Consider the following 21,922-nt stretch of genomic DNA (forward strand, 5'->3'; position numbering starts at 1 on the left):
CGTGTAGCCGCCGCGTCCCTCGCGATCGGCCAAGCCCCAACAATAGAATTGGGAAAAGGTTGCAATGCTATGCCCGTGGCAAGCGACGCCGCTTCAAGGCGGGCTGCTGGGAATGCCAAGTCAGCCTCCACGAACACAGTTCGAGATGCCGCGTGCTCAGACCGCGTTTCGATTTGGCCATCAACGAACCAAGTTGTGCGCCAGGCTCTTACGGGCAAGGCTCGAAACGGAGCCGAACCCGCTTGGTGTCGCCGGCCGCGACCTGTCGACGGAAATCGCCAGTGACCGTCGCGCGCCTGAGTTCGGGGCAGGACTTGCGGATCGAGTCGTTCGCGTGTGCCAGCAGGGCGGCGGCACGGTGTAGGTGAAGGCGACTTTCTCAGCTTTTGCGTGGCACCGAGTCCTTTCGCCTTCTTACTGCGGTTGAACAATAATTCGTCTTCCGCCGCCGGCTGTGGCGGACGCCGAAGAGAGCGCGCTGGCCGAGCTGCTGAACCGGCTAATGGCGGCCAGGCAGGGCCATCTGGCAAGCCAAGCGGCCGAGAATCCCGAGGCCCAAGCGGCCACACGCCACATGCAGAGGGGTACGCCTCTAACGATCTCTGATTGAAACTGATAGTTCTCTTGAATGCGACGTCGCGGCGACGTTTGCGTGACCGAAATGGGAAGAATAGGAACATCGAGCCCAGAAGCCTGTTGTGTCCGGCCACTACTGGAGGACGACATGAACAGAAAACTTCTTCTGCTGCTGACTGCTGCTTCGCTTCTGGCCGCGCCGGCGTTTGCACAGAATCCGCCGGCGACCGATCGACCGAACAACAACGCCGTCAACAGCTCGGGCCAGAACAATTCCAACAAGCCGGTATCGGGCGCCAACAGCTTCACCGAAGGCCAGGCAAAATCAAAGATCGAACAAGCTGGCTACACCAACGTCACCTCCCTGAAGAAGGACGACAATGGTGTGTGGCGCGCAAAAGCCAGCAAGGGCGGCGCCTCGACCAATGTAAGCCTGGATTTTCAGGGCAATGTGAACGCGGCCAAGTGACCTGGCACGCAGCAGCGAACACACACACAAGGATTCAAAATGACCGTTACGATCTCACGCCTCTACGACAACTATTCCGACGCGCAACGCGCTGTGACGAGACTTGAGGCGGCCGGCGTGCCACATTCGGACTTGAGTATCGTCGCCAACAACTCCGACAACTGGTTCAGCTCCGACAAGAAGGTCGATCGCGATCGTGACGGGGTCGATGATCGTGCTGAAGGTGCGGCTACCGGAGCGGGCGTCGGCGCGGGCCTTGGCGGAGCGGCCGGCCTGCTCGCCGGCCTCGGTCTTTTGGCAATTCCAGGCCTCGGCCCCGTAGTGGCCGCGGGATGGCTCGCGTCGACCGCGCTGGGTGCCGCTGCCGGCGGCGCTACGGGCGGCGTCGTCGGCGCATTGACGCAAGCAGGCGTGTCCGACGAGGAAGCACCCCTCTATGCCGAAGGGGTGCGGCGCGGCGGCACACTGGTTTCGGCACGTGTCCCGGATGCTGACCGCGCGAGGTATGAAGCAATCCTCGACCAGTCAGCCGTCAACCTGCGAGACCGGAGCGCGGCTTGGCAGAAAGCTGGGTGGAAGAACTACGATCCCTCGGCCCAACCTTATGGGGCGGATGAGGTGCGCAGGGAGCGCCAACTCTACGGCACGGGCGCGCGCTGAATTATCCCGGTGGCCCGCTTAGACGGGCCACCGTCTTTTTGTGCAAGATAACCCAAGTCTTAGGAGCAAACATGAGCCGCAGAATGCCATCGATGACTGCACTTTTGGGCATGCTCGCAATTGCGGGTTACCAAAATCGCGACAAGCTGGCGGACATGTTCCGCAGCGCGACCTCCGGTCAACAGCCGGGTGCTGGCAAGGATTCACTGAGCGGCATGCTCGGCAATTTGGGCGGCCTGGCCGGCGGTAGTGGCGTGGGTTCGCTGCTCAACGGTGGGATCGGCGAGTTGCTGGAGCACTTCAAGCAGAACGGCCAAGGGGAGGCGGCTCAATCATGGATCAATCAGGGCCCGAACCGGGAGGTCACCCCGCCCGAGCTCAAGCAGGCGATCGGTCCCGACGTCCTCCAAAAACTTGAGCAGCAGACCGGCCTCTCGCAGCAAGAGATACTCGATCGATTGTCCCGCGAGCTTCCGACCGCGGTGGACAAGTATACGCCCGACGGACGCATTCCCACAGCGTAGGCGGGATAAGGGCATCGCAAGCGCAAGCGTTGGAGAAAAGAATGAGCATCATTTGGACGATCATCATCGGCTTCATCGCAGGTGTCATCGCTAAATTAATCATGCCGGGCGACAACGAGCCGTCGGGTTTCATCTTGACCACAATCCTCGGGATCGCCGGGGCGTTTGTAGCCACCTATCTTGGCCAGGCGCTGGGCTGGTACCGGCCCGGGGAAGGAGCCGGACTAGTGGGTGCCGTCGTGGGCGCCATTATAGTGTTGTTCGTCTATGGCCTCGTAGCCGGCAGAAGCCGTCGGGCTATCTAGGACCGCCGCAAGCCAAGGTGCATCGAAGGGTGTAATGGTAAAGCAGCCGCTCATCGAACTCGCGTCATCCCCTACGCCAAGGACCAGGCGAAGAAGGAAGTTGACGACTGGTACGGACGTCAGAAGTGGTGAACAGCAAGGCCCCTGCCAACGCAGGGCCCTTCTTTCTTCTGAGCTATTCGAGGATCCACACCATGATTAAACCTACCGAGGAAGAGATACGGACGAAAGCGTATCAGCTCTGGAAAGAAGCAGGCGAACCGGAAGGCCAAGCTGAATTTTTCTGGCATCAAGCCCAAGAGGAATTAGGCCAAGAGGCACCCGAACTCGGCGAACCACCTCCCGGTATGACAGACAATTTGCCCGTCTGACTGGGCGGCGCGGTGAGCCCCTTACGGCTGATTAGTTCTTGTTGCTTTCCGTGAGCGGGCCTCGTGAGAAATTGGCTGCGGTCGCATTTGAAGAGCTTTCGGCTAGCTCTGTAATGAACGCCTGAAAATCTACTTCGTGACGTGCCTTAATCGCTCTTCCGCCTCAAGATCCAGGCACCGTGAAAATCGCGGCCCCGACCATTCGCGCGACGGTTCAATGCATTCCACGAAACGGGTGCAGTACGCTTCTTCCCGCCGCCTTCGAACAAGGACATCTTCGATAGTTTCCAAGGAAGATCGCTGTTCAAGTTTTTTCGAGAGTTCAGTGCTCTGCATCTTGTACTGCTTAATGACTGTTGCGAGGCATTCTGATCCCGCCGCCATATCAGCCCGAGCTTGCAATGAATTGCCGGTGAGGACAGTCAGGATCGTTAAGGCGGTCCAGCATGGCCGACGAGGTTGCGAACTGAACATAGCCTCACCGGATCGAGCGCCAGATTTACTGGGTCAGGAGCGCTCATCGTCCTGCCTGCATCGGGGAAGCAGCAGGGTTAAAGCAGAGGCGATGAACGGGTTATGAATTTGCACGCACGGGGTCGTTAAAAGCCGTTAATGTACCGCTGGCTGGTCGCCGCTAGTCCGGCCTCCTCGTGATTTCCCGCTCCGCCATAAGCCAGAAGTCCAGGTCGCGCCCCACGGGGCGGCCGGCGTGCTACCAGAGCTCCTGCGCCCGCTTGTTGTTCTCTCAATCCTGCGTGGACGGTAGCAACTCCTTTTTCAGTTCGTCGGCAAATCGTCTCAGACGTCTGGCGGTGCTCTCGTCCCGAATGTAGTCGGCCGCCTTTGTGGCTAACTCGATCTGGTGCGCCAGCTTTGCGCGTTCGTCCATCTGAGCCGCTCCTGTCCTCCTTGATGAAGAAGACTCCAATCGAGCGCGATTGTTTCGCTTTCGGGCTCATCTCTACAGTGGTCGACAGAGAGTTCACTTTTGCACACAAGTCGTGTTTTTCCTTGTGCAAATTTGTCATCGATCCGGCTGACGCCACCTGTCCGGCCTGGGTGCGAAGGGTTCGTGCCGGAAATCTTTCTTCCCGTATGGGTAAGACCAACGCTCTTCTCGACGCTAGGCGGCCTTCTTCTCGGCCTGTCTCTTCAAACGATCTGCCCGGCAAGTCCGACTTTACCTCGCAAGCCTTGCTGCGCCAGCTCGTTCAACGGCCTTACCCTAAGTCGTAAGACAAAAGCGCCTTCGGATTTGGAACATTGGCAGAGAGCCGCTGTTTTTGATCGACAGGAGAGCGGGGATGAAGTTCGGCAAGCGTTTGCAGCCTGATCGCGGCAAGATCAATATGAACGACGAATACGAGGTCAAATACTGGACCCACGAACTCGGTATAACCAGAAGCAAACTGCAGCACCTGATTGATAAGGTGGGTAACTCCGCTGCGGCCGTCCGTAAGGAATTGTCGAGGTAGCAGTGAAGCGAGAGGACCGTGAACATCTGCTGCTTCTTGTGGACATATCTGTCTCTGTCTGTGTCGCGGGCCTGATCGTGACGATCCTTACATCGGTAAGACGAGTGTTCTTTGGCTAGGCGGCGGCGCTGGTCCTTTTGGGCGGTTGGTTCGCTAGGTTCATTCGAGTCGGCGCGCTCGCGGCCCCGGCGTAGACGAGGATCTGATCGAAGTCGGCCTGACCCGATTCGACGTCTTCGATGAGTTCGATGAGACCAGGCCGACCTTTGATGCGCAGGCCGCTCCGCCCTTCATCGACATAGGTCCTTACAATTGTGAGACCGTTAGCTTGCGCATAAGCGGCTATTGCGGCCAGCTGGTTCTTGATGGAGTAACGTTGGAGGTCTCTCGACATCCGAAGATATTGCGCGGCGCGCTTCGCCCGCACGCGCCGTGCCAGGTCGGTTCCTTTGCGCAGGACCAGCGAGTTGGCCATGGGTTCTCCCGAGTTAGGGAGTGCCGCGTCAAATAAACTACACTACTCGGCCTGAAGGATTTCAAGACGAATTTGCCCGACGTTCTAGCAAAGCATGTTCCTCGCTCCTTGGCATGATCGCAGCTCCGAAAAGTTGCGCCCTCAGGGGCTGACCACGCGCATGGGCTCGTTCCCGCTCTCGCAAAGGAGGCGGTCGGCCTGTGTGATCAGAGCTTCACCCTCGGCGCGAGCCGCAGCGGACTTCGCGGCTAGAATGGTGGTCATCGCACGTGCCTTGCCGAGCTCCTTGCCAAGGGCTTTGCGGTCGCCGCCCGATAGCGGAGTCGGATGATGTTTCGGGGCCATCCGCAAGAAAACTCGATCAAACCGGCCCGAAGGCCGGCCAGCAGCCGTCCTCCTCGTGACGGCCAGTTCGGTTCTGACAGGTGTTGTCCAGCAATCGCTGCGCAACCTCCTTCCATCCGGCCTGCTGCCCGTAAAGACGGATTGCGTCGGCCTTCTGGATCTCGACGATGCGCTCGCACCTGCGGCAGGAAACCCGAAGGAGATGCTGCGGCATCTCGCTGAGGCGCAGGCCAGCGCTCGAACGTCCGGCATCAGCAGTGTGGCGATGGGCATCATCGAGGAGGGCGCGCCAATACTCTTCCGGTATGTCATCGCCGGGCCCGAGCGGACGCTCCTTCGCGGGCGCTCTACCCATTGATGCCGCTAGCTCTTCCATCTGTTTTGGGGTGGGCATGCGCCAACTCGCAGGTCGATCGGTCATGGCGGCAATTAGAACATAAAGAGAACAAATGTCGAGTCAGACCAACGGAGGTGCGTGCAAAATTTCCCGGGTCGGCGAGCTTGAAGAGCCTATTAACCTTGCGCTTCTCGCAAAAAAATTTTGTCCAACCTTCTTGAAACTGCTCCCTAGCTTCCAATTTTCTTCGGCGTCGTCGCAAGACGATCGGGATGCCGTTTGGGTCCCGCGACTGAGACGGGCACCGGTCGTGTCCGGTGCCGCTCGTAACCATTTTGCTCTCAGGAGGATCTGGCTATGCGCACTGTTGATTTTTCGCCCCTCTTCCGGTCGGCCATCGGCTTTGACCGTGTCTTCGATCTCGCCGAAGCCGCCCAGCGTGCCGGCGAGGAGACCTATCCCCCCTACAACATCGAGCGCCTCGACGAACACCGCTTCCAAATCTCGGTCGCTCTCGCCGGTTTTAGCCCTGAGGAGCTTGCTCTGACGGTTGAGCAAAACGTCCTGACGTTGGAAGGACACAAGAGCGAGAAGGAGGGTAAGACTTTCTTGCATCGCGGCATCTCGACCCGCAATTTCAAGCGCCAGTTCACGCTCGCCGACCACGTCGAGGTCAAGGGCGCCAACCTCGAGAACGGGTTGCTCGTCATCAGCCTACAGCGCGAGATCCCTGAAGCGATGAAGCCGCGTCAGATTGCAATCAACGGCTCCGCGCCTAACAACGTGACGCAAATCGAATCTAGGGCCGCTTAAAGGCGATCCTGCAGAATGGCTAAACCGCGCGGGTCCTCCCGCGCGGCTATTCCTCAAATTCGTCCTGGAAACGGAGGAAGCCATGCGGCTGACGACCGCTCATCACGATCACCTTGTCGATCCCAACGCCATCATGCATCCCGGTACTGTAACGAAGATGCTCGATGAGAACCTCGCCCGCATCCGTGTACACCGCAACAATATACGCCGCTACCGCAGCCTGCTGGAGACCCGTCTGTCAGAACCAGAGCGGCAATTCATCGAGCGGCGCATATCGGAGGAGAGATCAGCTTTAGAAGCGTTGACTTCCGAGACGTTTCCGATCGCTCTCACCTTACCCTTCAAGGGGGGATCGCAGCATGAGCTTCGAGACCGATAAGGATTGCTACGCCGAGTACGACATCTTGTTGAAGCCGCGAGGACGCGGCCGTTGGAAGTGGGCAGTCAGCAGCGCTGCTGGTCAAGCCGTGATGTCCGGCTCGGAGTGCAGTCGCGCGGCCGCTAGGTACAAGGCGGAGCGCGCGCTGTTTCTGCTGCTGAGCGCGAGCGCGTCGCGCGAGGCATCGATAGGTAGGACCGCCGGATTCTCTAGGACGTTCGGCGTGTCTGGCCGCAGCCAGCCCACAATTTAGAGGTCGAACAGCCTCGCAGCGCTTGGTAGATCTCGCAAGGCCCTCTTTGGGAGAAGCGGGGTGCGCTCTTGTGGGGAACGGCAACCCGCTGTCCGAGTGCGATGCGGACGCAAGATGTGGTGGACAACCATGAAGGGTTATGGGGCGACTATGTTCGCGCCGATGTTTCAGGCGCTGATATCGTTCGTGTACCAGCCGTGCTTTGCACGGCGACCAGCAAGGGGCCGTCAGCGGGTTGGTAATGCATCCTGCGGCGGCCTTTGGCGCCCTCTCGCAACCAAGACGTGAAGCGCGCCACCGAACAGCGGACCGATGCTGCAAAAAAAAACTTTGGAAGAGCAGGCCATCGCTGAAGCTGCAGAGGGGTTGGCGAGCTAGCGCGCACATACAGAGACGTCACGTAGAGTGATCGGCCCCGGCACCGTCGTCGCGTCGTGCGCGAGATCCAGCGTCGGCACCTCGCGCCGCGCACCGGACACAACGCGGTCGGCAAGTGGGTTTGACACTAAGATCAGCGCGGCGGTTGGCTAATGAGTTCGATTACCTCCTGAACGCACTTCCTTGGATTGCGGTAGACCTCGGAGCCAGTGAAGCGATGCAGAATGAATCCGTGGCGGACAATGGTCCGTTCGCGCGCCCGATCATGTGCCGCCTGCTTTTTCGTTCGTTCATGGAAGTCATGCCCATCGAGCTCGATGGCTATCTGGCGGCCGTCGGGCACATCGACGATGAAGTCGATGCGATGCGTGCGTCCGCCAAGCTTCAACTGGTGCTGCGGGCGTATCTTCACGCGATGCTGACTATCGACTTCCAGCAACCGCCGCTCCATAAGAAAGATCTGCTCGATGGGAGATGTGATGTTATGGACGTTGACGTCGCTCTTGATCGACCTCTCAAAATTCGAGGCGGCACGCTGCTTGTACCAATCGAGTCGCTGTTTCACGTCCAGCGGAAGCGACTGAGCAGGCATTCCCAGGTCAAACATCTGGAACAGCAGGTCCCACTTGCCGTCCTCCGTCTTGTACTTTTCTAGCGAGTTGTAGCTTCCGATGATCAGATCAGCATACTTCGTCCATCTGGCACGCAAGGCCAGCTGATCATCCAACTCAAGCTCCGGGAGCTTTGCCAGATCGCCGTCGATCTCTTTCAGGATCAGTTCGGACCACTTTTCGATCAGAGTTCGAGCCAACCTCATGCCTTCGTCGTTGGTGAAGCCTCTGAAGCCTTCGGACGTCGTCATTGCCGCCTGTCTCCGATGATGCGACAGCTTGCATCGCAGATCGTCATCGCTACCGACGACGTTGCCACTCGCGCATCTTCCTAAAAAGACGGGCGGCACGAATGCCGCCCGTTGTGTTCAGTTTACGCAGAACGCTTAGACGCTGCGACCTGCTTGCTTCCGACGTGGTACTTCTCAGTCAGGATCTCGCTGACCCGCCCTGCATTGATGCGGTAGTCGGCAGCGATCTCGTGCTGAAGCTGGCCACTCCAATAACGCAACCAAACATCCACAGCTTCGTCGGGCGTAAACTTCGTCTTTCTCAAATTAGAGGTCCTTTGTATTGGACCCCTTGACCGGACTCATACGTTCAGTATTACTGAACGTCATAAGAGAGACGGCCAAGAGGCCGCATGGGAGTTGACAACGGATCACGAAAGCCGGGCATTCCTTGGGGAAGGGGTGAGCCCGGTTTTTTCGTCATCAAGCGAATCGAGCGCGCCTGACCCCCACAACCTACAAGAGATTCGCGCGCCACTGTGAGTCCGCACGCAAGATCCCGCAGTTCTTCGACCAATCCACAACCAATTGACTCGCCGCGAATCAGTTCTCTCCGCTTGGGCTTCGGTGCCATCTTTGGCGATGTTCAACGCCCCGTCGTCCGCCCGATGCTCCTTCCACGCGCGTCGTAGACCGTCGTCGTGTTGCCGGTCGTGGATTCGCGGCCGATCACCTTGCCGCTCGCGTCGTAGAACGTCGTCATGCCTTGGCTGTAGGTGGACGAGGTCCCGATGCTCCTGCCGACCAAGTCATAGAACCGCTTTGACTGCGCCGAGTCTGCGCCGGTGATCAGCGCGACAGTGAGCGGGGTAAGCAGGAGCTTGGCCGTGGAGCTGATCATTCGCCGCCAAAAAGAAAGTCGTGTACCACGATAGACTCTTCTACCAGATACAGACCACGGCGCAGCGATTTCCACGCAATGCGATTTGCGCCAGCTCCTGCCAACCTTCGCATGAGCGCGTCGTTGGCCAGCATCTCATGGGCGATATAATTGCGAGAACCCTTCAATTCTTCCATCAAGTGAATGAAGTCTTGTCGCAACCCGCGCTCGCCTAGCTCCTTTACCACGCGCCCGAGCGTCCAACGTTTGATCCTCTCTTCGTCAAAGCCGTACTTCCTCATTAGGAGGTTCTTCAAACCTAATTCAACGAGCTGAGCTTTACCCATGAACATGGCGAAGCTCTCCAGAAAACTAAGTTTCTCGAGCTTGCGAAGTCGCCGGGCAACAATCGCGTGGACTTGCCTTCCGCTGAGTGATCGCCGCGCAGCCTTCAGGGGTTCATCTATCGACGTTGCGAATTCTTTGCTGTCACTCATTCTGCCAGACCTGTAGCCAGTGGTGACCTTTTAGCAGCGAGGGAGCGCCTCGCCCGTGCATCACCTCAAGAAGGCGAACCATTTAAAACACACTGCGGCATACCGTGCGAAATCGACCAGCGACAGCTCGGCCCGCCAGTCATTGCGCCCCTTGCTTCCATACATGTACAGGCGCGGATGATAGTAAGCGCCTTCCTCATCCGGATTATTGGCTGCATCGGGGATCTCGACGTCAAACCGAATGTCGGTTGCATGAATGATCTTGTTGCAGGCCTCTCGCAAGGTGAGCACCTCGACCTTGCTCTTGTCAGTCGCCCAGTTTGGAAACAGCTTTCCGCAATTGGACTTCGGATCGTTTGTTGTATCGGGCGATTGATCAAATTGAATTCGCACGCCAGTCGCACAAGAGATCAAGATGCGCGTAACTTCGGACCTGAAGTAGGCGCCCTGCATCGCTTCGATGGCGGGGGAAGTCAGGCCAAGCCTAGCGATGTCGGAAGACGCAGAGACCATGCAAACGAGCCTGTAGAGATCGAGCAGGAATGTGCCCGGATCAATCGCGTGAGGCTGTTTCGCTTCAGTGAAGTACCGGTCTTCTTCCGCCATCAGCCCACCGTTTCCCGATGGCGCGACGATAGACGATTCGTCTCCAAGCGTGCCGGAACCGCACGCAAGGAACGCAGGACGGACGCAGATTTCGGTTGTAGTTCAACGGGGTAGGTAGAACCTTATTATCCGACAAGGGGAGAATTCGCCAGCAATGTGCTGCCGGGGTACGCTAACCCATGTCGACGCCGTTGATCAGACTGCGAGCCTCTGATCGACCTGTCCACCGGTCCTCGCTGCAGGTGGAGCCGACAATCCGTCGCAACTCGGCCGCCACACCATCGAGCACCGCGCGCTTTTCCTTCATTCGCTTGGAGTGATTGTAGACCTTCCCCGTGACAGTCGGCACGACCACCTCCGCCTTCTTACTGCCCGCGTGGTCGAGGCACTTCGCAATCCATGCATCGTCAAACCCGAGGTCACCGGCCAGGGTCGCTGCCGTCCGGCGTAAGTCGTGCGGTGTAAACCGCTTGAGGCCGAGCAGTTCGCAGAGGCCGGCAGTTTTGGTCTTATCCTTGTTTTTCTCGTTCTTGGTGCCGCGCAGGGCGTCGGCCATAGCTTTGCGGTGGATCGGCCGGCCCTTGTACATCGGGCTCTCGAACACGAACTGCTGGTCATCCAAGGTCAACGCCTCCTTGATGATCTCAACCGCCAGATCGGACAACGGCTGCTGGATCACCCGCCGTTTCTTGACCCGCTTCAGGGGGACGTCGAAGCGCGGATTATCGCCGTCGAGCTCGAACAGCTCATCCCGGCGCGCCCCCAGCAATTCACACGACCGCAGCATGGTGACCAACTCGAACTTGAGCGCCAGCCGCGTCCGGCGGTCATAGGGGAGGTCGTTACGGTCCAGCCCATGCCAGAAAATCCTGATCTCATCTTCTGACAGGACACGTGTGCGGGGATGCTCAGGGTCGAGTTTCGGCAGGTTGACGCAGGGGCTGGCCGTCACGTAGTCGCGCCCGGCCTCGGCGGCCCAGTTGAACAGGCCTGAGGCCGCCTTGCGCATATGGCGGGCGTTGCTGACTGAGGGCCGGCCGAACTTGCCCGCGACGATGTCGTTCGAGAGTGTGGCGATGTCGTGCTTGGTGACCTCCATGGCCAGTTTCTTGCCGAGGCGGGGGCGGAGGAACCGGTCGAGGTGGCTTGCTGTGTTCTCCCAGCTTTCCAGCCGGGGCCGCATCTCGCCGTCCGGCTTTTTGACCGGCGTCTTCATCCACTTGATCCGCTCGTCGATGATCTGGGCGACCGTCTTGCCGCGCTTGGCCTTCGCAGCCTTCTGGTCGCGGAAGGTCTCGGCGAGAGCTTCACCGCCCATACCTTTGAGCCCGTAGACCCGGCTGCGGGCGTCCTCGACGGAGAAGGTCGCGGGATTGTAGACACCGAGCCAGCCGGTCCGCTGCTTGCCGGTCTGGCGGTCGGTGAACTTGAAGGAGAAGGTGGCAACCCCCGCCGTGGTGATGCTGACGTAGAGGCCAGGACACTTGCGGTCGTAGAACTTGGTCCGTCGGGCGACGCGTTTCTCGCACAGGCGATCGGTCAGAATGACGCTGCTGTTGCGGCCCCGCTTGCCGGCGGGGGAGGGGACAATGCTACTATCCATCTGGTTTCGGCTCCTAAGGCTTGGGACCAAAGGGCTCGGCTTTGAGGCTTTCAGTTTGTCGTGCGGACGCTGAAAGGCTTAGGGCCGGGCCCTTATTTTGGTGAAGCCCGCTGAAACAGCCCGCATCAGGGTAGTCAAAAAGTGCTTGTTTTAAAGCACTTTCTTAGTTTCGGCGTGTTTCACCGAATGCCAAAATATAGACGTGTGGTCCTGGCCGTCGTTGCTACGGTCAAGTCCTTGCGAAGGTGCGAGCGAGCCCAACCGGGCAGACTGCATCATCCAATTCGCGGGGCGAGGGAGGCCAGAAGGAATGGTCGGCTCCCGGGAGATCACGGCATAAGCCGTCCAGCCATCGCGCAGGGAAGGCCGAGTGATCGGCACCACCTGTATGCTGCTGTGCGGTTCTTCCTGCGTGTGCTTTTCGCGCAGCGGACCGCGGGTGCGAGCCAGCACCCGGCCTTCCCTGCGCCCTCTTGGATGAGAGGGTAGCGAGACCAAGCAAAGCTCGGGCGAATTGCGCCGCGAGGACGCGAAGGCATGTCCGTGAGCTGAGCTGCGTGCCACAATCTCGATCTCGTAGGGTGGGCAAAGCGCAGCGTGCCCACGCCTTGTCGCTTATGGACAGAGATCGTGGGCACGGCGCGATGCGCCTTTGCCCACCCTACGGCACTGCAGCTGGGATATGCATTGGAGCATCGCGATGGTGCCTCCTGCTCCGTCATTGTGAGGAGCGCTTGCGACGAAGCAATCCAGAATCCCTCCGCGGAAAGACTCTGGATTGCTTCCGCCTTCGCCGAGGCTTCGGCGGACAAGTCGCTTCGCTCGCAATGACGGCGTGGAAAAGCGTGCGTCATAACTCCGCTGGTGCCCCGGACGCAGCGCAGCGCCCTGTCGCTTTCTGGGTCCCAGCTCTGCGCCGCAACGCTAAGAGGCGTTGCGGCTTGTCCGGGACACGAGGGAAGAATCCTTGATGAGCGGCGCGCCCCGACTCACCCGCGCGGTCACCGCCTCGTGGAGCAAATGGGGAAGTGTTGTTGCCGATACAAAATCTGAAGTTGTGAATCATCCTCACCGCGAGGGTATTGAAGTAGTCCACCCCGTGTCTTCCCGGTAACGATTGTGCTGTCTACGCAACACTCGGTTCCGATTTAACCGTCATCACTGGTGGTTCGCATCACCGCCGCTTTTTGGCCACACCCAAACATGAATAAAATCGCTCTAATGTTCTAGGGCAGCGGCGGTCTTCGAAGGCGACGAGAAATCCCAAGGTCGATTCAAATCTTGGCTCTGATTTTTCGGGTCTGAAAGGGTTGACCGAGGAAACTGGTTTGCGATGAGCGCGAAGATTGACAAGCAGAGGCTGCCGAGCCGTCACGTGACGGAAGGCCCTGCGCGCGCGCCGCATCGGTCCTATTTCTACGCCATGGGTCTGACCACCCAGCAGATCCACCAGCCTTTCGTCGGCGTCGCATCCTGCTGGAATGAGGCCGCTCCCTGCAACATCGCCCTGATGCGCCAGGCGCAGGCGGTGAAGAAGGGCGTGGCGTCGGCCGGCGGCACCCCGCGCGAGTTCTGCACCATCACCGTGACCGACGGCATCGCCATGGGCCATGACGGCATGCGCTCCTCGCTGCCGTCGCGCGAATGCATCGCCGACTCCGTCGAGCTGACCGTCCGCGGCCATGCCTATGACGCCCTGGTCGGGCTCGCCGGCTGCGACAAGTCGCTGCCGGGCATGATGATGGCGATGGTCCGTCTCAACGTGCCCTCGATCTTCATCTATGGCGGCTCGATCCTGCCCGGCACGTTCCGCGGGCAGCAGGTCACCGTGCAGGACATGTTCGAGGCCGTCGGCAAGCACTCGGTCGGCGCCATGTCGGACGAGGACCTCGACGAGATCGAGCGCGTGGCGTGCCCCTCGGCGGGTGCCTGCGGCGCGCAGTTCACCGCCAACACCATGGCGACCGTGTCCGAGGCGATCGGCCTTGCACTGCCTTACTCGGCCGGTGCTCCGGCACCCTATGAAATCCGCGACGCCTTCTGCATGACCGCGGGCGAGAAGGTGATGGACCTGATCGCCGAAAACATCCGGCCGCGCGACATCGTCACCCGCAAGGCGCTGGAGAATGCCGCCGCCGTGGTCGCCGCCTCGGGCGGCTCGACCAATGCTGCGCTGCACCTGCCGGCGATCGCGCATGAGTGTGGCATCAAGTTCGACTTGTTCGACGTTGCCGAAATCTTCAAAAAGACACCATATGTCGCGGATTTGAAGCCGGGCGGCCGTTATGTCGCCAAAGACATGTTTGAAGTAGGTGGCATACCGCTTCTGATGAAGACGCTGCTCGACAACGGCTTCCTGCACGGTGATTGCCTTACCGTCACGGGCCGCACGATCGCCGAAAACCTCAAGAGCGTGAAGTGGAATCCGCACCAGGACGTGGTGCACCCGGCAGACAAGCCCATCACCGTCACTGGCGGCGTGGTCGGTCTGAAGGGCAATTTGGCGCCAGAAGGTGCGATTGTGAAAGTCGCGGGAATGTCCAACCTCAGGTTTACCGGTCCGGCCAGGTGCTTCGACCGTGAGGAGGATGCTTTCGAGGCGGTCCAGAAGCGCACCTACCACGAAGGCGAAGTCATCGTGATCCGCTACGAGGGGCCGAAGGGCGGCCCCGGCATGCGGGAAATGCTCCAGACCACCGCGGCGCTGACCGGCCAGGGCATGGGCGGCAAGATCGCGCTCATCACCGACGGCCGCTTCTCCGGCGCCACCCGCGGCTTCTGCATCGGCCATGTCGGGCCGGAAGCGGCCATTGGCGGCCCGATCGGGCTGCTTGAGGACGGCGACATCATCGAGATCGACGCGGTCGCCGGTACCCTTAACGTAAAATTGAGCGACGCCGAGCTGGCCCAGCGCAAGACCAAATGGACCGCTCGCGCGACTAACCACACGTCAGGTGCGCTCTGGAAGTATGCTCAACAGGTTGGACCAGCGGTCGGGGGGGCAGTGACCCATCCGGGCGGCGCGCACGAGAAACAGTGCTATGCGGACATCTAGGCGTGCCATAGTTGCGTTTGTGTTGGGGGCCGGTGCGCTGGCCGCCCCGGCGCTTGCCTTCGACGGGGCTCCGGTCAACCCGAAGGACGCGACCATCCCGGTCGTGACCACCTTGCCGGGGACCGCGGTGACCGCGCGCGGCAAGGTCGCGCCGGCGGCTGTGCCTCAGGAGACCTCGCTCAGTGCGCTGCAGTATGCCGCCGAGGGTGGCCACCCCATCGCGCAGTGGAAGCTCGGCCGCATGTACGCCAATGGCGACGGCGTCGCCCAGGACGATCTGCGCGCCTTCGAATATTTCAGCCGGATCGCCAATGCGCATGCCGAGGACAGCCCGTCGGCACCGCAGGCGCAGATCGTGGCCAACGCCTTCGTCGCGCTCGGCCGCTACTATCTGAGCGGCATCCCGAACTCGAAGGTCAAGTCGGATCCGGAGCGGGCGCGGGAGATGTTCTCCTATGCGGCGTCCTATTTCGGCAATGCCGACGCTCAATACGATCTCGCCCGGCTCTACCTGAAGACGCCGGACGCCTCGCGCGAGGATTTCCGCTATGGTGCGCGCTGGCTCGGCCTCGCCGCGCAGAAGGGCCAGCACGAGGCGCAGGCGCTGCTCGGCCAGATGCTGTTCAACGGCGACCGCCTGCCGCGGCAGGCCGCGCGCGGCCTGATGTGGCTGACGCTGGCGCGTGACAGCGCCGGCGCCGAAGAGACCTGGATCAAGGAAAGCTACAGCCGCGCCTTCGCCAAGGCCTCCGACGACGACCGCGCCATGTGCCTGCAAATGCTGGAACAGTGGGTGCAGGGCGGCCGCCGGCAGTAGCTCGGCAATCTCGGTCTCGTAGGGTGGGCAAAGCGCAGCGTGCCCACCAATTCTGCGTAGCCTACGCCGCCTCCAGATCCAGATCCGCCCACACCGGCACGTGGTCCGACGGCTTCTCCCAGCCGCGCACATAGCTGTCGATCCCGACATTGGCGAGCCGGTCGCTGGCCTGGGGCGACAGCAGCAGGTGATCGATCCGCAGGCCCTGGTTCTTCTGCCAGGCCCCGGCCTGGTAGTCCCAGAAGGTGTAAAGCCCGGGCTCATCCGTGACTGCCCGCAAGGCATCGGTCAGCCCGAGGCCGAGCAGGGACTGAAAGCTCTCCCGCGTCTCCGGCTTGAACAGCGCGTCCTCGGTCCAGGCGGCGGGGTTATGGACGTCACGGGCGTGCGGGATGACGTTGAAGTCGCCGGCGAGGATCAGCGGCTCCTCGGTCTTGAGGCGCTCCTTCGAATAGTCAAGAAGCCGGGACATCCATTTGAGCTTGTAGGGATATTTCTCGGTCCCGACCGGATTGCCATTGGGCAGATAGAGACAGGCGATGCGCATCACGCCCGACTTCAGCGTCACCACGCCCTCGATGAAGCGCGCATGGGCGTCCTCGTCGTCGCCGGCGAGCCCCGACTTGGTCTCGTCGAACCGGAGCTTGGAGAGCAGCGCGACGCCGTTGAACGTCTTCTGGCCGTGGGTGACGACGTTGTAGCCGAGCGCCTCGATCTCCAGCCGCGGAAAGGCCTCGTCGACGCATTTGATTTCCTGGAGGCAGACGATGTCCGGCTGGCATTCCCTGAGCCAGGTCAGCAGGAGGTCGATCCGCTGCCGGACCGAGTTCACGTTCCAGGTGGCAACTCTGATGGTCATGTCGGCGGGCTCCGGGCAGGGGCCATGGTTAGAACAAACTGCAAACGCGCCCGTCAAGGACGCCGCAAAATCTCCCACAAAATTAACCCGGCTTAAGCAGGCGGCAGGCCATTGATCGTCAAAAGGTTCCGCGAATGGGATGGCCGGACAAGTCGATGAAGCAAACTGAGCCGCGTGACGGCCTGATCGGCGCGTTCCTGTATTGGCTCGGCGGCTTCGAGATCGAGGACGGCCTGACCGCCGATCTCAGCGAGCGCGAGATCCGCCGCATCCGCGCCAAGCAGATCGACGCCGTGACGCGGCTGATTCCCGTGACGATGGCGGTGACGATGCTGAACGTCGCCATCGTGCTGATCCTGTTCTGGGGCAGGGGCTGGAACGACTTCCTCGCGATCTGGGGCCTGACGCTCGCCGCCACCGCCTCGCTCGCGGTGCGCGCCTGGCGGCGGTCGCACCAGAACCCGCCGCAGGAGGCCTCGCCTCGCGCCGCGCGGCAGATGCTGCGGCAGGCGGTCTTGCTCGCCGCGATCTGGGGCGCGCTGCCGCTCGCTCTGTTCAGCCGCATCGAGCCGACCAGCCAGCTGATCCTGGCCTGCCTGATGGTTGGCATGATGTCGGGCGGCGCCTTCACGCTGTCGACGTTCCCGCGTGCCGGCCTCGTCTATCTCGCCACCATGACGACCGCCTGCGCCGGTGCGATGCTGCTCTGCGGCGCCGGGCCGTATCTGGTGACGGCGGTGTTCCTGCTGCTGTTCGCATTTTTCATGGCGCGCAGTATCGTCTCGCAGGGCAATCTGTTCCTCGGCAATCTCAAGGCCCAGCTCGAGCTCGAACGCCAGACCGAGATCATCTCGCTGCTGCTGAAGGATTTTCAGGAGAACGCCAGCGACTGGCTGTGGCAGACCGATGCCGAAGGGCATCTGGTCGACGTGCCCGAGCGTTTCGCGGATGTCGCCCAGTTGCCGCTGCCGCTGTTGAAGGGATCGCATTTCGCCGACGTGCTCGACATGCTGTGTCCGGAGGACAAGAGCGCGGCCTACAACGTCGTCGGCCTGATGGAGCAGAACGAGCCGCTGCACGAGATGAACCTCAAGGTCGTCGCCGGCGGCGAGGCGCGGCTGTGGTCGCTGACGGCCAAGCCGGCCTATGACCGCGAGGGCCAGTTCCTCGGCTATCGCGGCTTCGGGCGCGACGTGACCGAACGCTGGCGCGCGGAAAAGGCGGAGGCCGAGAGCCGCGCCAAGTCGGACTTCCTCGCGGTGATGAGCCACGAGATCCGCACGCCCATGAACGGCGTGCTCGGGCTTGCCAGCATGCTGCTGGAGACCAGGCTCGATCCGGAGCAGCGCGAGGCGGTCACCACGATCCGCGAGTCCGGCGACAATCTCCAGCGCATCCTCAACGACATCCTCGACCTGTCCAAGCTCGAGGCCGGGCGCTTCACCTTCGAGGTGATCGACTTCGCTCCGCAGGCGCTGGTGGAGGCGGTCGCGACCGTGGTGCGCGCGAGCGCCAAGGGCAAGGGGCTGACGGTCAAGCTGGAACTCGACCCGAACCTGCCGCCGACGCTGCGCGGCGACGTCGCACGCATCCGCCAGGTGCTGCTCAACCTCGCGTCCAATGCGGTGAAGTTCACCGATGAAGGCGAGGTGACGATCTCTGCGACCTGCCAGGCGCGACGCGACTTGCTGGCGACCGTCGAATGGACGGTGACCGACAGCGGCATCGGTATCGCTCCCGAAAAGCTCGGCCAGCTCTTCAGCGACTTCGCGCAGGCAGACGCCTCGATCAGCCGCCGCTTCGGCGGCACTGGCCTCGGCCTTGCGATCTCCCGGCGCATCATCGAGCAGATGGGCGGCACCATCGGCGTCACCTCGGCGCCGGGCGAGGGCTCGACCTTCCGCTTCACGCTGGTGCTGCCCTGGAGCCAGGCCCAGGCCTCCGAGCAGACGGCCTGCCACGACGAGGCCGACGAGCTCAAGGCCCGTATCGCCGGTCTCGATCGGCCGCTGAAGGTGCTGGTCGCGGAGGACGATGCAGTCAACCGCATGGTCGTGAGCAAGATGTTGGGGGCCTTCGACGTCGAGCTGCGCGTCGTCACCGACGGCGCTGAGGCCGTCGCGGCAGCATCCGAAGGCAATTACGACGTGGTGCTGATGGACGTGCGCATGCCCGACATGGACGGGCTCGCGGCCACCCGCGCCATCCGCGCGCAAGGCGGGCGCTGCGAAGCTTTGCCGATCGTCGCGCTGACCGCCAATGCCTTCCCCGAGGACGTCAGGATCTGCCGCGAGGCCGGCATGTCGGACTTCCTCGCCAAGCCGCTGCGCAAGCCGGCGCTGGTCGCGGCCTTGCTGCGCGCGCTCGGCGGCTACACGATGTCAGAGGACGCGCCGCTGCAGCCGGAGCTGATGCCGGTCGAAATGGAGTGGACGGACGAGGAGAAGCAGATAACAGACGCGTAGGCGCTAACCACGTGCATGAATATGTGTTTTGCACCGGTTGGCCGGACGCTGGCAATTCGGATGCGCGCTGTTACCTTGCTGCGCCATGCGCATTGTTGTCCTGCTTCTCATCTTGTTCACGGCCTCCGCCCGCGCCGGCGACGCGCCGCTGATGAGCGCGCACATGATGTTGCCTGTCGTGATCTCCGGCAACAAAGTGTCGCTGGAAAGCTTCGTCATTCGTCCTGATCGTCCCGGCAAATTTCCTCTCGTCGTGATCACTCACGGAATGCCTAGCGGCGGCGAGGAATTCTTCACTGAAATCCTCATCCGTTCTCCAGTCGGCTACAGCAAGGCGGCCGTCGCCTTCGCGCAGCACGGATATGCAGTGGTCTCAATCATGCGTCGTGGCTATGGACGATCTGGGGGAGGGTTCTCCGAGTCTGCGCGGCAGACCTGCGACTATCTTCCGGCCACGCGCGCTGCCAGCGACGATGTCATTGCGGCGGTCGCTTCACTGCGTCATGAGCCCTGGGTCGACGCTGAGCATGTCGTCTTGCTCGGTCATTCCGTTGGGGGGCTCACGGTGATGGCCGTCGCCGCATAGAACATACCGGGAGTCGTTGGCGCCGTGAATTTTGACGGCGGTCGGCATAGCTTCTCCGCACCCAACCAACCTTGCTCGCCTGATAATCTGGTCGATACATCAGCCGCATTGGGGCGCACGGCCCGTGTCCCCATGCTTTGGCTCTATGCTGAGAACGATCAATTCTACGGTCCAGACTTGGCACAGCGCATGTTCGCGGCCTACAGCGCCGGCGGTGCGCCAGCGCAGTTGCATGTGCTGCCTCCGTTCCGACCGAACGGCCACAATACCGTCATGCTCGCGCCGGCAGACACCTGGTTTCCATCCGTTGAACCCTTCCTCGAAAAGCTGGGTCTTCCGACCAAGACCGTCATAGAGGCGCCGTTGTTCGCTGAGCTGCCAATCCCGCCGGGGGCTGTCGCCGCTTGTCAGGAGGCGTTCGCGGACTATCTCGCCAATCCCGATGATGCCAAGGCCTTCGCGGTGAGCACGGGCGGCCACTGCGGTATTGGAGTTGGCCGCACAGCTCCGGAGGCACGCGAACCTGCTTTGATGAAATGCAAGATCAATACGCGCGGCGAAGATTGCAGGCTTTACGCGGTCGGACAGAAACTCGCGGGGGATTGAACCGCAGTCCGCGCGATAGCGGCACTCCCATTGCAATTTGCCGGAATGATCCAGACATGACCCGTCAAAAGTCGGGCTAGACCGAGAAGCTGGTCCCGCAGCCGCAGGACGCCGTGGCGTTGGGATTGTTGACGCGGAACGAAGCGCCGATCAGGTCGTCGACGAAATCGACCTGCGATCCCGCCAGGAACGGCTGCGAGGCGGGATCGACCAGCACCACCGCATTGTCCTGCTCGATCACGAGATCGTCGTCGGTTCGCGCACGGTCGATGTCGAACTTGTACTGGAAACCCGAGCAGCCGCCGCCCTCGACGGAGATGCGCAGCATCGCGCCAGAGCCTTCGCCCTTGAGGATCTCTCCAATCCGGCGTGCGGCGCGGTCACTGATGGTCACGTCGGTCGTCATGGCTCGTCTCCGATAGTCGCGCGGTCATACCAGGTTCACTTGCCCAATTCATTTGGTATCCCGCGTCCGGCATAGTTAAGTGCAAGGATACGCAGAATCAAATGGATAGGGACTAAATTCGTCGTGTCCGTCGGAATGGCTGCCCCCCATGCGCCCTATGCCTGCGATCCCGACCGCAGCCGCGGCCGGCTGGTCGCGGAGCCGCCGAGCCGGACCCGCAGCCCGTTCCGGCGGGATTGCGACCGGGTGATCCACTCCACCGCGTTCCGCCGCCTGAAGTACAAGACCCAGGTGTTCGTGTTCCACGAGGGCGACCATTACCGCACCCGGCTGACCCATTCGCTGGAGGTGGCGCAGATCGCCCGGGCGCTGGCCCGGCAGCTCGGGCTGGACGAGGATCTCACCGAAACCCTGGCGCTGGCCCATGATCTCGGCCATCCCCCGTTCGGCCATGCCGGCGAGCGGGCGCTGGACGCCTGCCTGAAGGAATTTGGCGGCTTCGACCACAACGCCCAGACGCTCCGCGTCGTCGCTTCGCTCGAGCATCGCTATCCTGATTTCGACGGGCTCAACCTGACCTGGGAGTCGCTGGAGGGCATCGTCAAGCACAACGGTCCGCTGACCGACCGCGGCGGCGCGCCGGTGGGGCGCTATCGCGAGCAGGGCATTCCCGTCGGAATCGCCGACTACATCAAGACCTACGACCTCGAATTGTGGAGCTTCGCCTCGCTGGAGGCGCAGGTCGCCGCCATCGCCGACGACATCGCCTATGATGCCCACGATATCGACGATGGCCTGCGCGCCGGCCTGTTCCATCTCGACGATCTCAAGGTGATGCCGCTCACGGCTGAGATCATCGCCGAGACCTCAGCGCACTATCCCGATCTCGAGGACCTCAGGCGTGGCGCCGAGCTGGTGCGCGAGCTGATCTCGCACCTGATCGGCGCGGTGTTCGCGCAGGCGCAGAAGAACCTCGCCGCGGTGAAGCCGCAATCGGCCCAGGATGTCCGCCAGCAGAGCCGGGCCCTGGTCGCATTTCCGGCCGAGGTCGCCGAAGAAGAGGCCGCCATCAAGACCTTCCTCTATCAGCACATGTACCGTCACAAGCGGGTGATGCGGGTGATGGGGGAGGCGGAACAGATCCTGTTCGACCTGTTCGCGAAATACCTGAAAGCCCCTAGCGAGCTGCCGCCGGAATGGCTGCTGGGGGCGGAGGCGGATAATGAGGGTGACCGAGCCCGCCGGATCGGCAATTTCATTGCCGGAATGACCGACCGTTTCGCCCTGACCGAGCACCAGCGGCTTTTTGACTCGACCCCGGATTTGCGTTAGGCGGCGGCC

At 61.5% G+C, this 21,922-nt stretch carries 26 protein-coding genes and 2 pseudogenes; 16 read left to right on the top strand and 12 right to left on the bottom strand.

Features of this window, described 5'->3' with window-relative positions; translation table 11 throughout:
* The first annotated feature begins 724 nt into the window (after nt 1–724).
* The 5 genes from GGD67_RS24980 to GGD67_RS25000 all read left to right on the top strand — a co-directional run bounded on the left by GGD67_RS24980 (nt 725) and on the right by GGD67_RS25000 (nt 2,905).
* A complete protein-coding gene (locus GGD67_RS24980) occupies nt 725–1,045 on the top strand; it encodes a PepSY domain-containing protein (RefSeq protein ID WP_179736784.1) in 321 nt (106 codons plus the stop codon).
* Between the two features lie 39 nt (nt 1,046–1,084).
* The gene (locus GGD67_RS24985; RefSeq protein ID WP_179736547.1) at nt 1,085–1,705 is read left to right on the top strand and encodes a general stress protein; all 621 of its coding nucleotides are present in this window, start codon (nt 1,085–1,087) and stop codon (nt 1,703–1,705) included.
* 71 nt (nt 1,706–1,776) lie between these two features.
* Nucleotides 1,777–2,229 carry a YidB family protein gene (locus GGD67_RS24990; RefSeq protein WP_179736549.1) on the top strand — a complete coding sequence of 151 codons (453 nt, stop codon included), beginning with the start codon at nt 1,777–1,779 and terminating at the stop codon, nt 2,227–2,229.
* Between the two features lie 41 nt (nt 2,230–2,270).
* Nucleotides 2,271–2,534: a GlsB/YeaQ/YmgE family stress response membrane protein gene (locus tag GGD67_RS24995; protein WP_179736550.1), complete on the top strand. Its 264-nt coding sequence runs from the start codon at nt 2,271–2,273 to the stop codon at nt 2,532–2,534.
* A 194-nt stretch (nt 2,535–2,728) separates the two neighbouring features.
* Complete coding sequence (locus GGD67_RS25000; RefSeq protein WP_179736551.1) at nt 2,729–2,905, top strand: DUF2934 domain-containing protein; 177 nt, start codon at nt 2,729–2,731, stop codon at nt 2,903–2,905.
* 634 nt (nt 2,906–3,539) lie between these two features.
* Here GGD67_RS25000 and GGD67_RS40200 read toward each other — a convergent pair.
* Nucleotides 3,540–3,614 (bottom strand): annotated as a pseudogene (locus GGD67_RS40200) (DUF2934 domain-containing protein); the annotation flags it as partial.
* A 36-nt stretch (nt 3,615–3,650) separates the two neighbouring features.
* The gene (locus GGD67_RS39480; RefSeq protein ID WP_246784450.1) at nt 3,651–3,794 is read right to left on the bottom strand and encodes a hypothetical protein; all 144 of its coding nucleotides are present in this window, start codon (nt 3,792–3,794) and stop codon (nt 3,651–3,653) included.
* Nucleotides 3,795–4,209: 415 nt separating this feature from the next.
* On the opposite strand from GGD67_RS39480, the gene GGD67_RS25010 reads away from it, so the two are divergent.
* Nucleotides 4,210–4,380: a DUF3606 domain-containing protein gene (locus GGD67_RS25010; RefSeq protein WP_179736552.1), complete on the top strand. Its 171-nt coding sequence runs from the start codon at nt 4,210–4,212 to the stop codon at nt 4,378–4,380.
* 115 nt (nt 4,381–4,495) lie between these two features.
* Here the strand turns inward: GGD67_RS25010 and GGD67_RS25015 are convergent, their stop codons facing one another.
* Together GGD67_RS25015 and GGD67_RS39485 are read right to left on the bottom strand one after the other, a co-directional pair.
* Entirely contained in the window at nt 4,496–4,855 is a 360-nt protein-coding gene (locus GGD67_RS25015) for a recombinase family protein (RefSeq protein WP_179736553.1), read from the bottom strand.
* Nucleotides 4,856–5,014: 159 nt separating this feature from the next.
* Nucleotides 5,015–5,200, bottom strand: a pseudogene (locus tag GGD67_RS39485) (hypothetical protein); the annotation flags it as partial.
* A gap of 55 nt (nt 5,201–5,255) precedes the next feature.
* Between GGD67_RS39485 and GGD67_RS39970 the strand changes: the two are divergent.
* From GGD67_RS39970 to GGD67_RS25035, 4 genes are all read left to right on the top strand, one after another.
* Nucleotides 5,256–5,558: a hypothetical protein gene (locus tag GGD67_RS39970; RefSeq protein WP_179736554.1), complete on the top strand. Its 303-nt coding sequence runs from the start codon at nt 5,256–5,258 to the stop codon at nt 5,556–5,558.
* A 336-nt stretch (nt 5,559–5,894) separates the two neighbouring features.
* Nucleotides 5,895–6,350 carry an Hsp20 family protein gene (locus tag GGD67_RS25025; RefSeq protein WP_179736555.1) on the top strand — a complete coding sequence of 152 codons (456 nt, stop codon included), beginning with the start codon at nt 5,895–5,897 and terminating at the stop codon, nt 6,348–6,350.
* A gap of 82 nt (nt 6,351–6,432) precedes the next feature.
* A complete protein-coding gene (locus tag GGD67_RS25030; protein WP_409411127.1) occupies nt 6,433–6,729 on the top strand; it encodes a hypothetical protein in 297 nt (98 codons plus the stop codon).
* A complete protein-coding gene (locus GGD67_RS25035) occupies nt 6,710–6,982 on the top strand; it encodes a hypothetical protein (protein ID WP_179736556.1) in 273 nt (90 codons plus the stop codon). Before GGD67_RS25030 ends, GGD67_RS25035 begins: the two co-directional genes overlap by 20 nt.
* 511 nt (nt 6,983–7,493) lie before the next feature.
* Here GGD67_RS25035 and GGD67_RS25040 read toward each other — a convergent pair.
* The 6 genes from GGD67_RS25040 to GGD67_RS25065 form a co-directional block, all read right to left on the bottom strand.
* On the bottom strand, nt 7,494–8,222 hold the full coding sequence (locus GGD67_RS25040) for an endonuclease domain-containing protein (RefSeq protein ID WP_179736558.1): 729 nt from the start codon (nt 8,220–8,222) through the stop codon (nt 7,494–7,496).
* Between the two features lie 122 nt (nt 8,223–8,344).
* Nucleotides 8,345–8,527 carry a hypothetical protein gene (locus tag GGD67_RS25045; protein WP_210286624.1) on the bottom strand — a complete coding sequence of 61 codons (183 nt, stop codon included), beginning with the start codon at nt 8,525–8,527 and terminating at the stop codon, nt 8,345–8,347.
* 320 nt (nt 8,528–8,847) lie between these two features.
* Nucleotides 8,848–9,102, bottom strand: coding sequence for a hypothetical protein (locus GGD67_RS25050; RefSeq protein ID WP_179736560.1), 255 nt, complete (start codon nt 9,100–9,102; stop codon nt 8,848–8,850).
* Complete coding sequence (locus GGD67_RS25055; RefSeq protein WP_179736562.1) at nt 9,099–9,578, bottom strand: hypothetical protein; 480 nt, start codon at nt 9,576–9,578, stop codon at nt 9,099–9,101. The genes GGD67_RS25050 and GGD67_RS25055 overlap by 4 nt, the downstream gene beginning before the upstream one ends.
* Before the next feature lie 60 nt (nt 9,579–9,638).
* Complete coding sequence (locus tag GGD67_RS25060; protein ID WP_179736564.1) at nt 9,639–10,184, bottom strand: hypothetical protein; 546 nt, start codon at nt 10,182–10,184, stop codon at nt 9,639–9,641.
* A 172-nt stretch (nt 10,185–10,356) separates the two neighbouring features.
* The gene (locus GGD67_RS25065; RefSeq protein ID WP_246784452.1) at nt 10,357–11,787 is read right to left on the bottom strand and encodes a tyrosine-type recombinase/integrase; all 1,431 of its coding nucleotides are present in this window, start codon (nt 11,785–11,787) and stop codon (nt 10,357–10,359) included.
* A 1,333-nt stretch (nt 11,788–13,120) separates the two neighbouring features.
* On the opposite strand from GGD67_RS25065, the gene ilvD reads away from it, so the two are divergent.
* Nucleotides 13,121–14,842: a dihydroxy-acid dehydratase gene (gene ilvD / locus GGD67_RS25070; RefSeq protein WP_179736566.1), complete on the top strand. Its 1,722-nt coding sequence runs from the start codon at nt 13,121–13,123 to the stop codon at nt 14,840–14,842.
* Entirely contained in the window at nt 14,829–15,659 is an 831-nt protein-coding gene (locus GGD67_RS25075) for a tetratricopeptide repeat protein (RefSeq protein WP_026201921.1), read from the top strand. Before ilvD ends, GGD67_RS25075 begins: the two co-directional genes overlap by 14 nt.
* Nucleotides 15,660–15,720: 61 nt before the next feature.
* On the opposite strand, the gene xth is transcribed toward GGD67_RS25075, so the two are convergent.
* On the bottom strand, nt 15,721–16,518 hold the full coding sequence (xth, locus tag GGD67_RS25080; protein ID WP_018317865.1) for an exodeoxyribonuclease III: 798 nt from the start codon (nt 16,516–16,518) through the stop codon (nt 15,721–15,723).
* A 134-nt stretch (nt 16,519–16,652) separates the two neighbouring features.
* Between xth and GGD67_RS25085 the strand changes: the two genes are divergently transcribed.
* The 3 genes from GGD67_RS25085 (at nt 16,653) to GGD67_RS39500 (ending at nt 20,175) form a co-directional block, all read left to right on the top strand.
* Nucleotides 16,653–18,983 carry an ATP-binding protein gene (locus tag GGD67_RS25085; RefSeq protein ID WP_179736568.1) on the top strand — a complete coding sequence of 777 codons (2,331 nt, stop codon included), beginning with the start codon at nt 16,653–16,655 and terminating at the stop codon, nt 18,981–18,983.
* 85 nt (nt 18,984–19,068) lie between these two features.
* Nucleotides 19,069–19,569, top strand: coding sequence for a S9 family peptidase (locus GGD67_RS39495; protein WP_246784356.1), 501 nt, complete (start codon nt 19,069–19,071; stop codon nt 19,567–19,569).
* A 24-nt stretch (nt 19,570–19,593) separates the two neighbouring features.
* Nucleotides 19,594–20,175, top strand: coding sequence for a hypothetical protein (locus GGD67_RS39500; RefSeq protein WP_246784355.1), 582 nt, complete (start codon nt 19,594–19,596; stop codon nt 20,173–20,175).
* A gap of 76 nt (nt 20,176–20,251) precedes the next feature.
* Here the strand turns inward: GGD67_RS39500 and erpA are convergent, their stop codons facing one another.
* The gene (gene erpA / locus GGD67_RS25095; RefSeq protein WP_018317867.1) at nt 20,252–20,581 is read right to left on the bottom strand and encodes an iron-sulfur cluster insertion protein ErpA; all 330 of its coding nucleotides are present in this window, start codon (nt 20,579–20,581) and stop codon (nt 20,252–20,254) included.
* Nucleotides 20,582–20,716: 135 nt separating this feature from the next.
* Between erpA and GGD67_RS25100 the strand changes: the two genes are divergently transcribed.
* Nucleotides 20,717–21,913 (top strand): deoxyguanosinetriphosphate triphosphohydrolase, encoded by a 1,197-nt coding sequence (locus GGD67_RS25100; protein WP_049814859.1) that lies wholly within the window; start codon nt 20,717–20,719, stop codon nt 21,911–21,913.
* The last annotated feature ends 9 nt before the right edge of the window (nt 21,914–21,922 follow it).

This window comes from Bradyrhizobium sp. IAR9 (assembly GCF_013408065.1).
GTDB lineage: Bacteria > Pseudomonadota > Alphaproteobacteria > Rhizobiales > Xanthobacteraceae > Bradyrhizobium.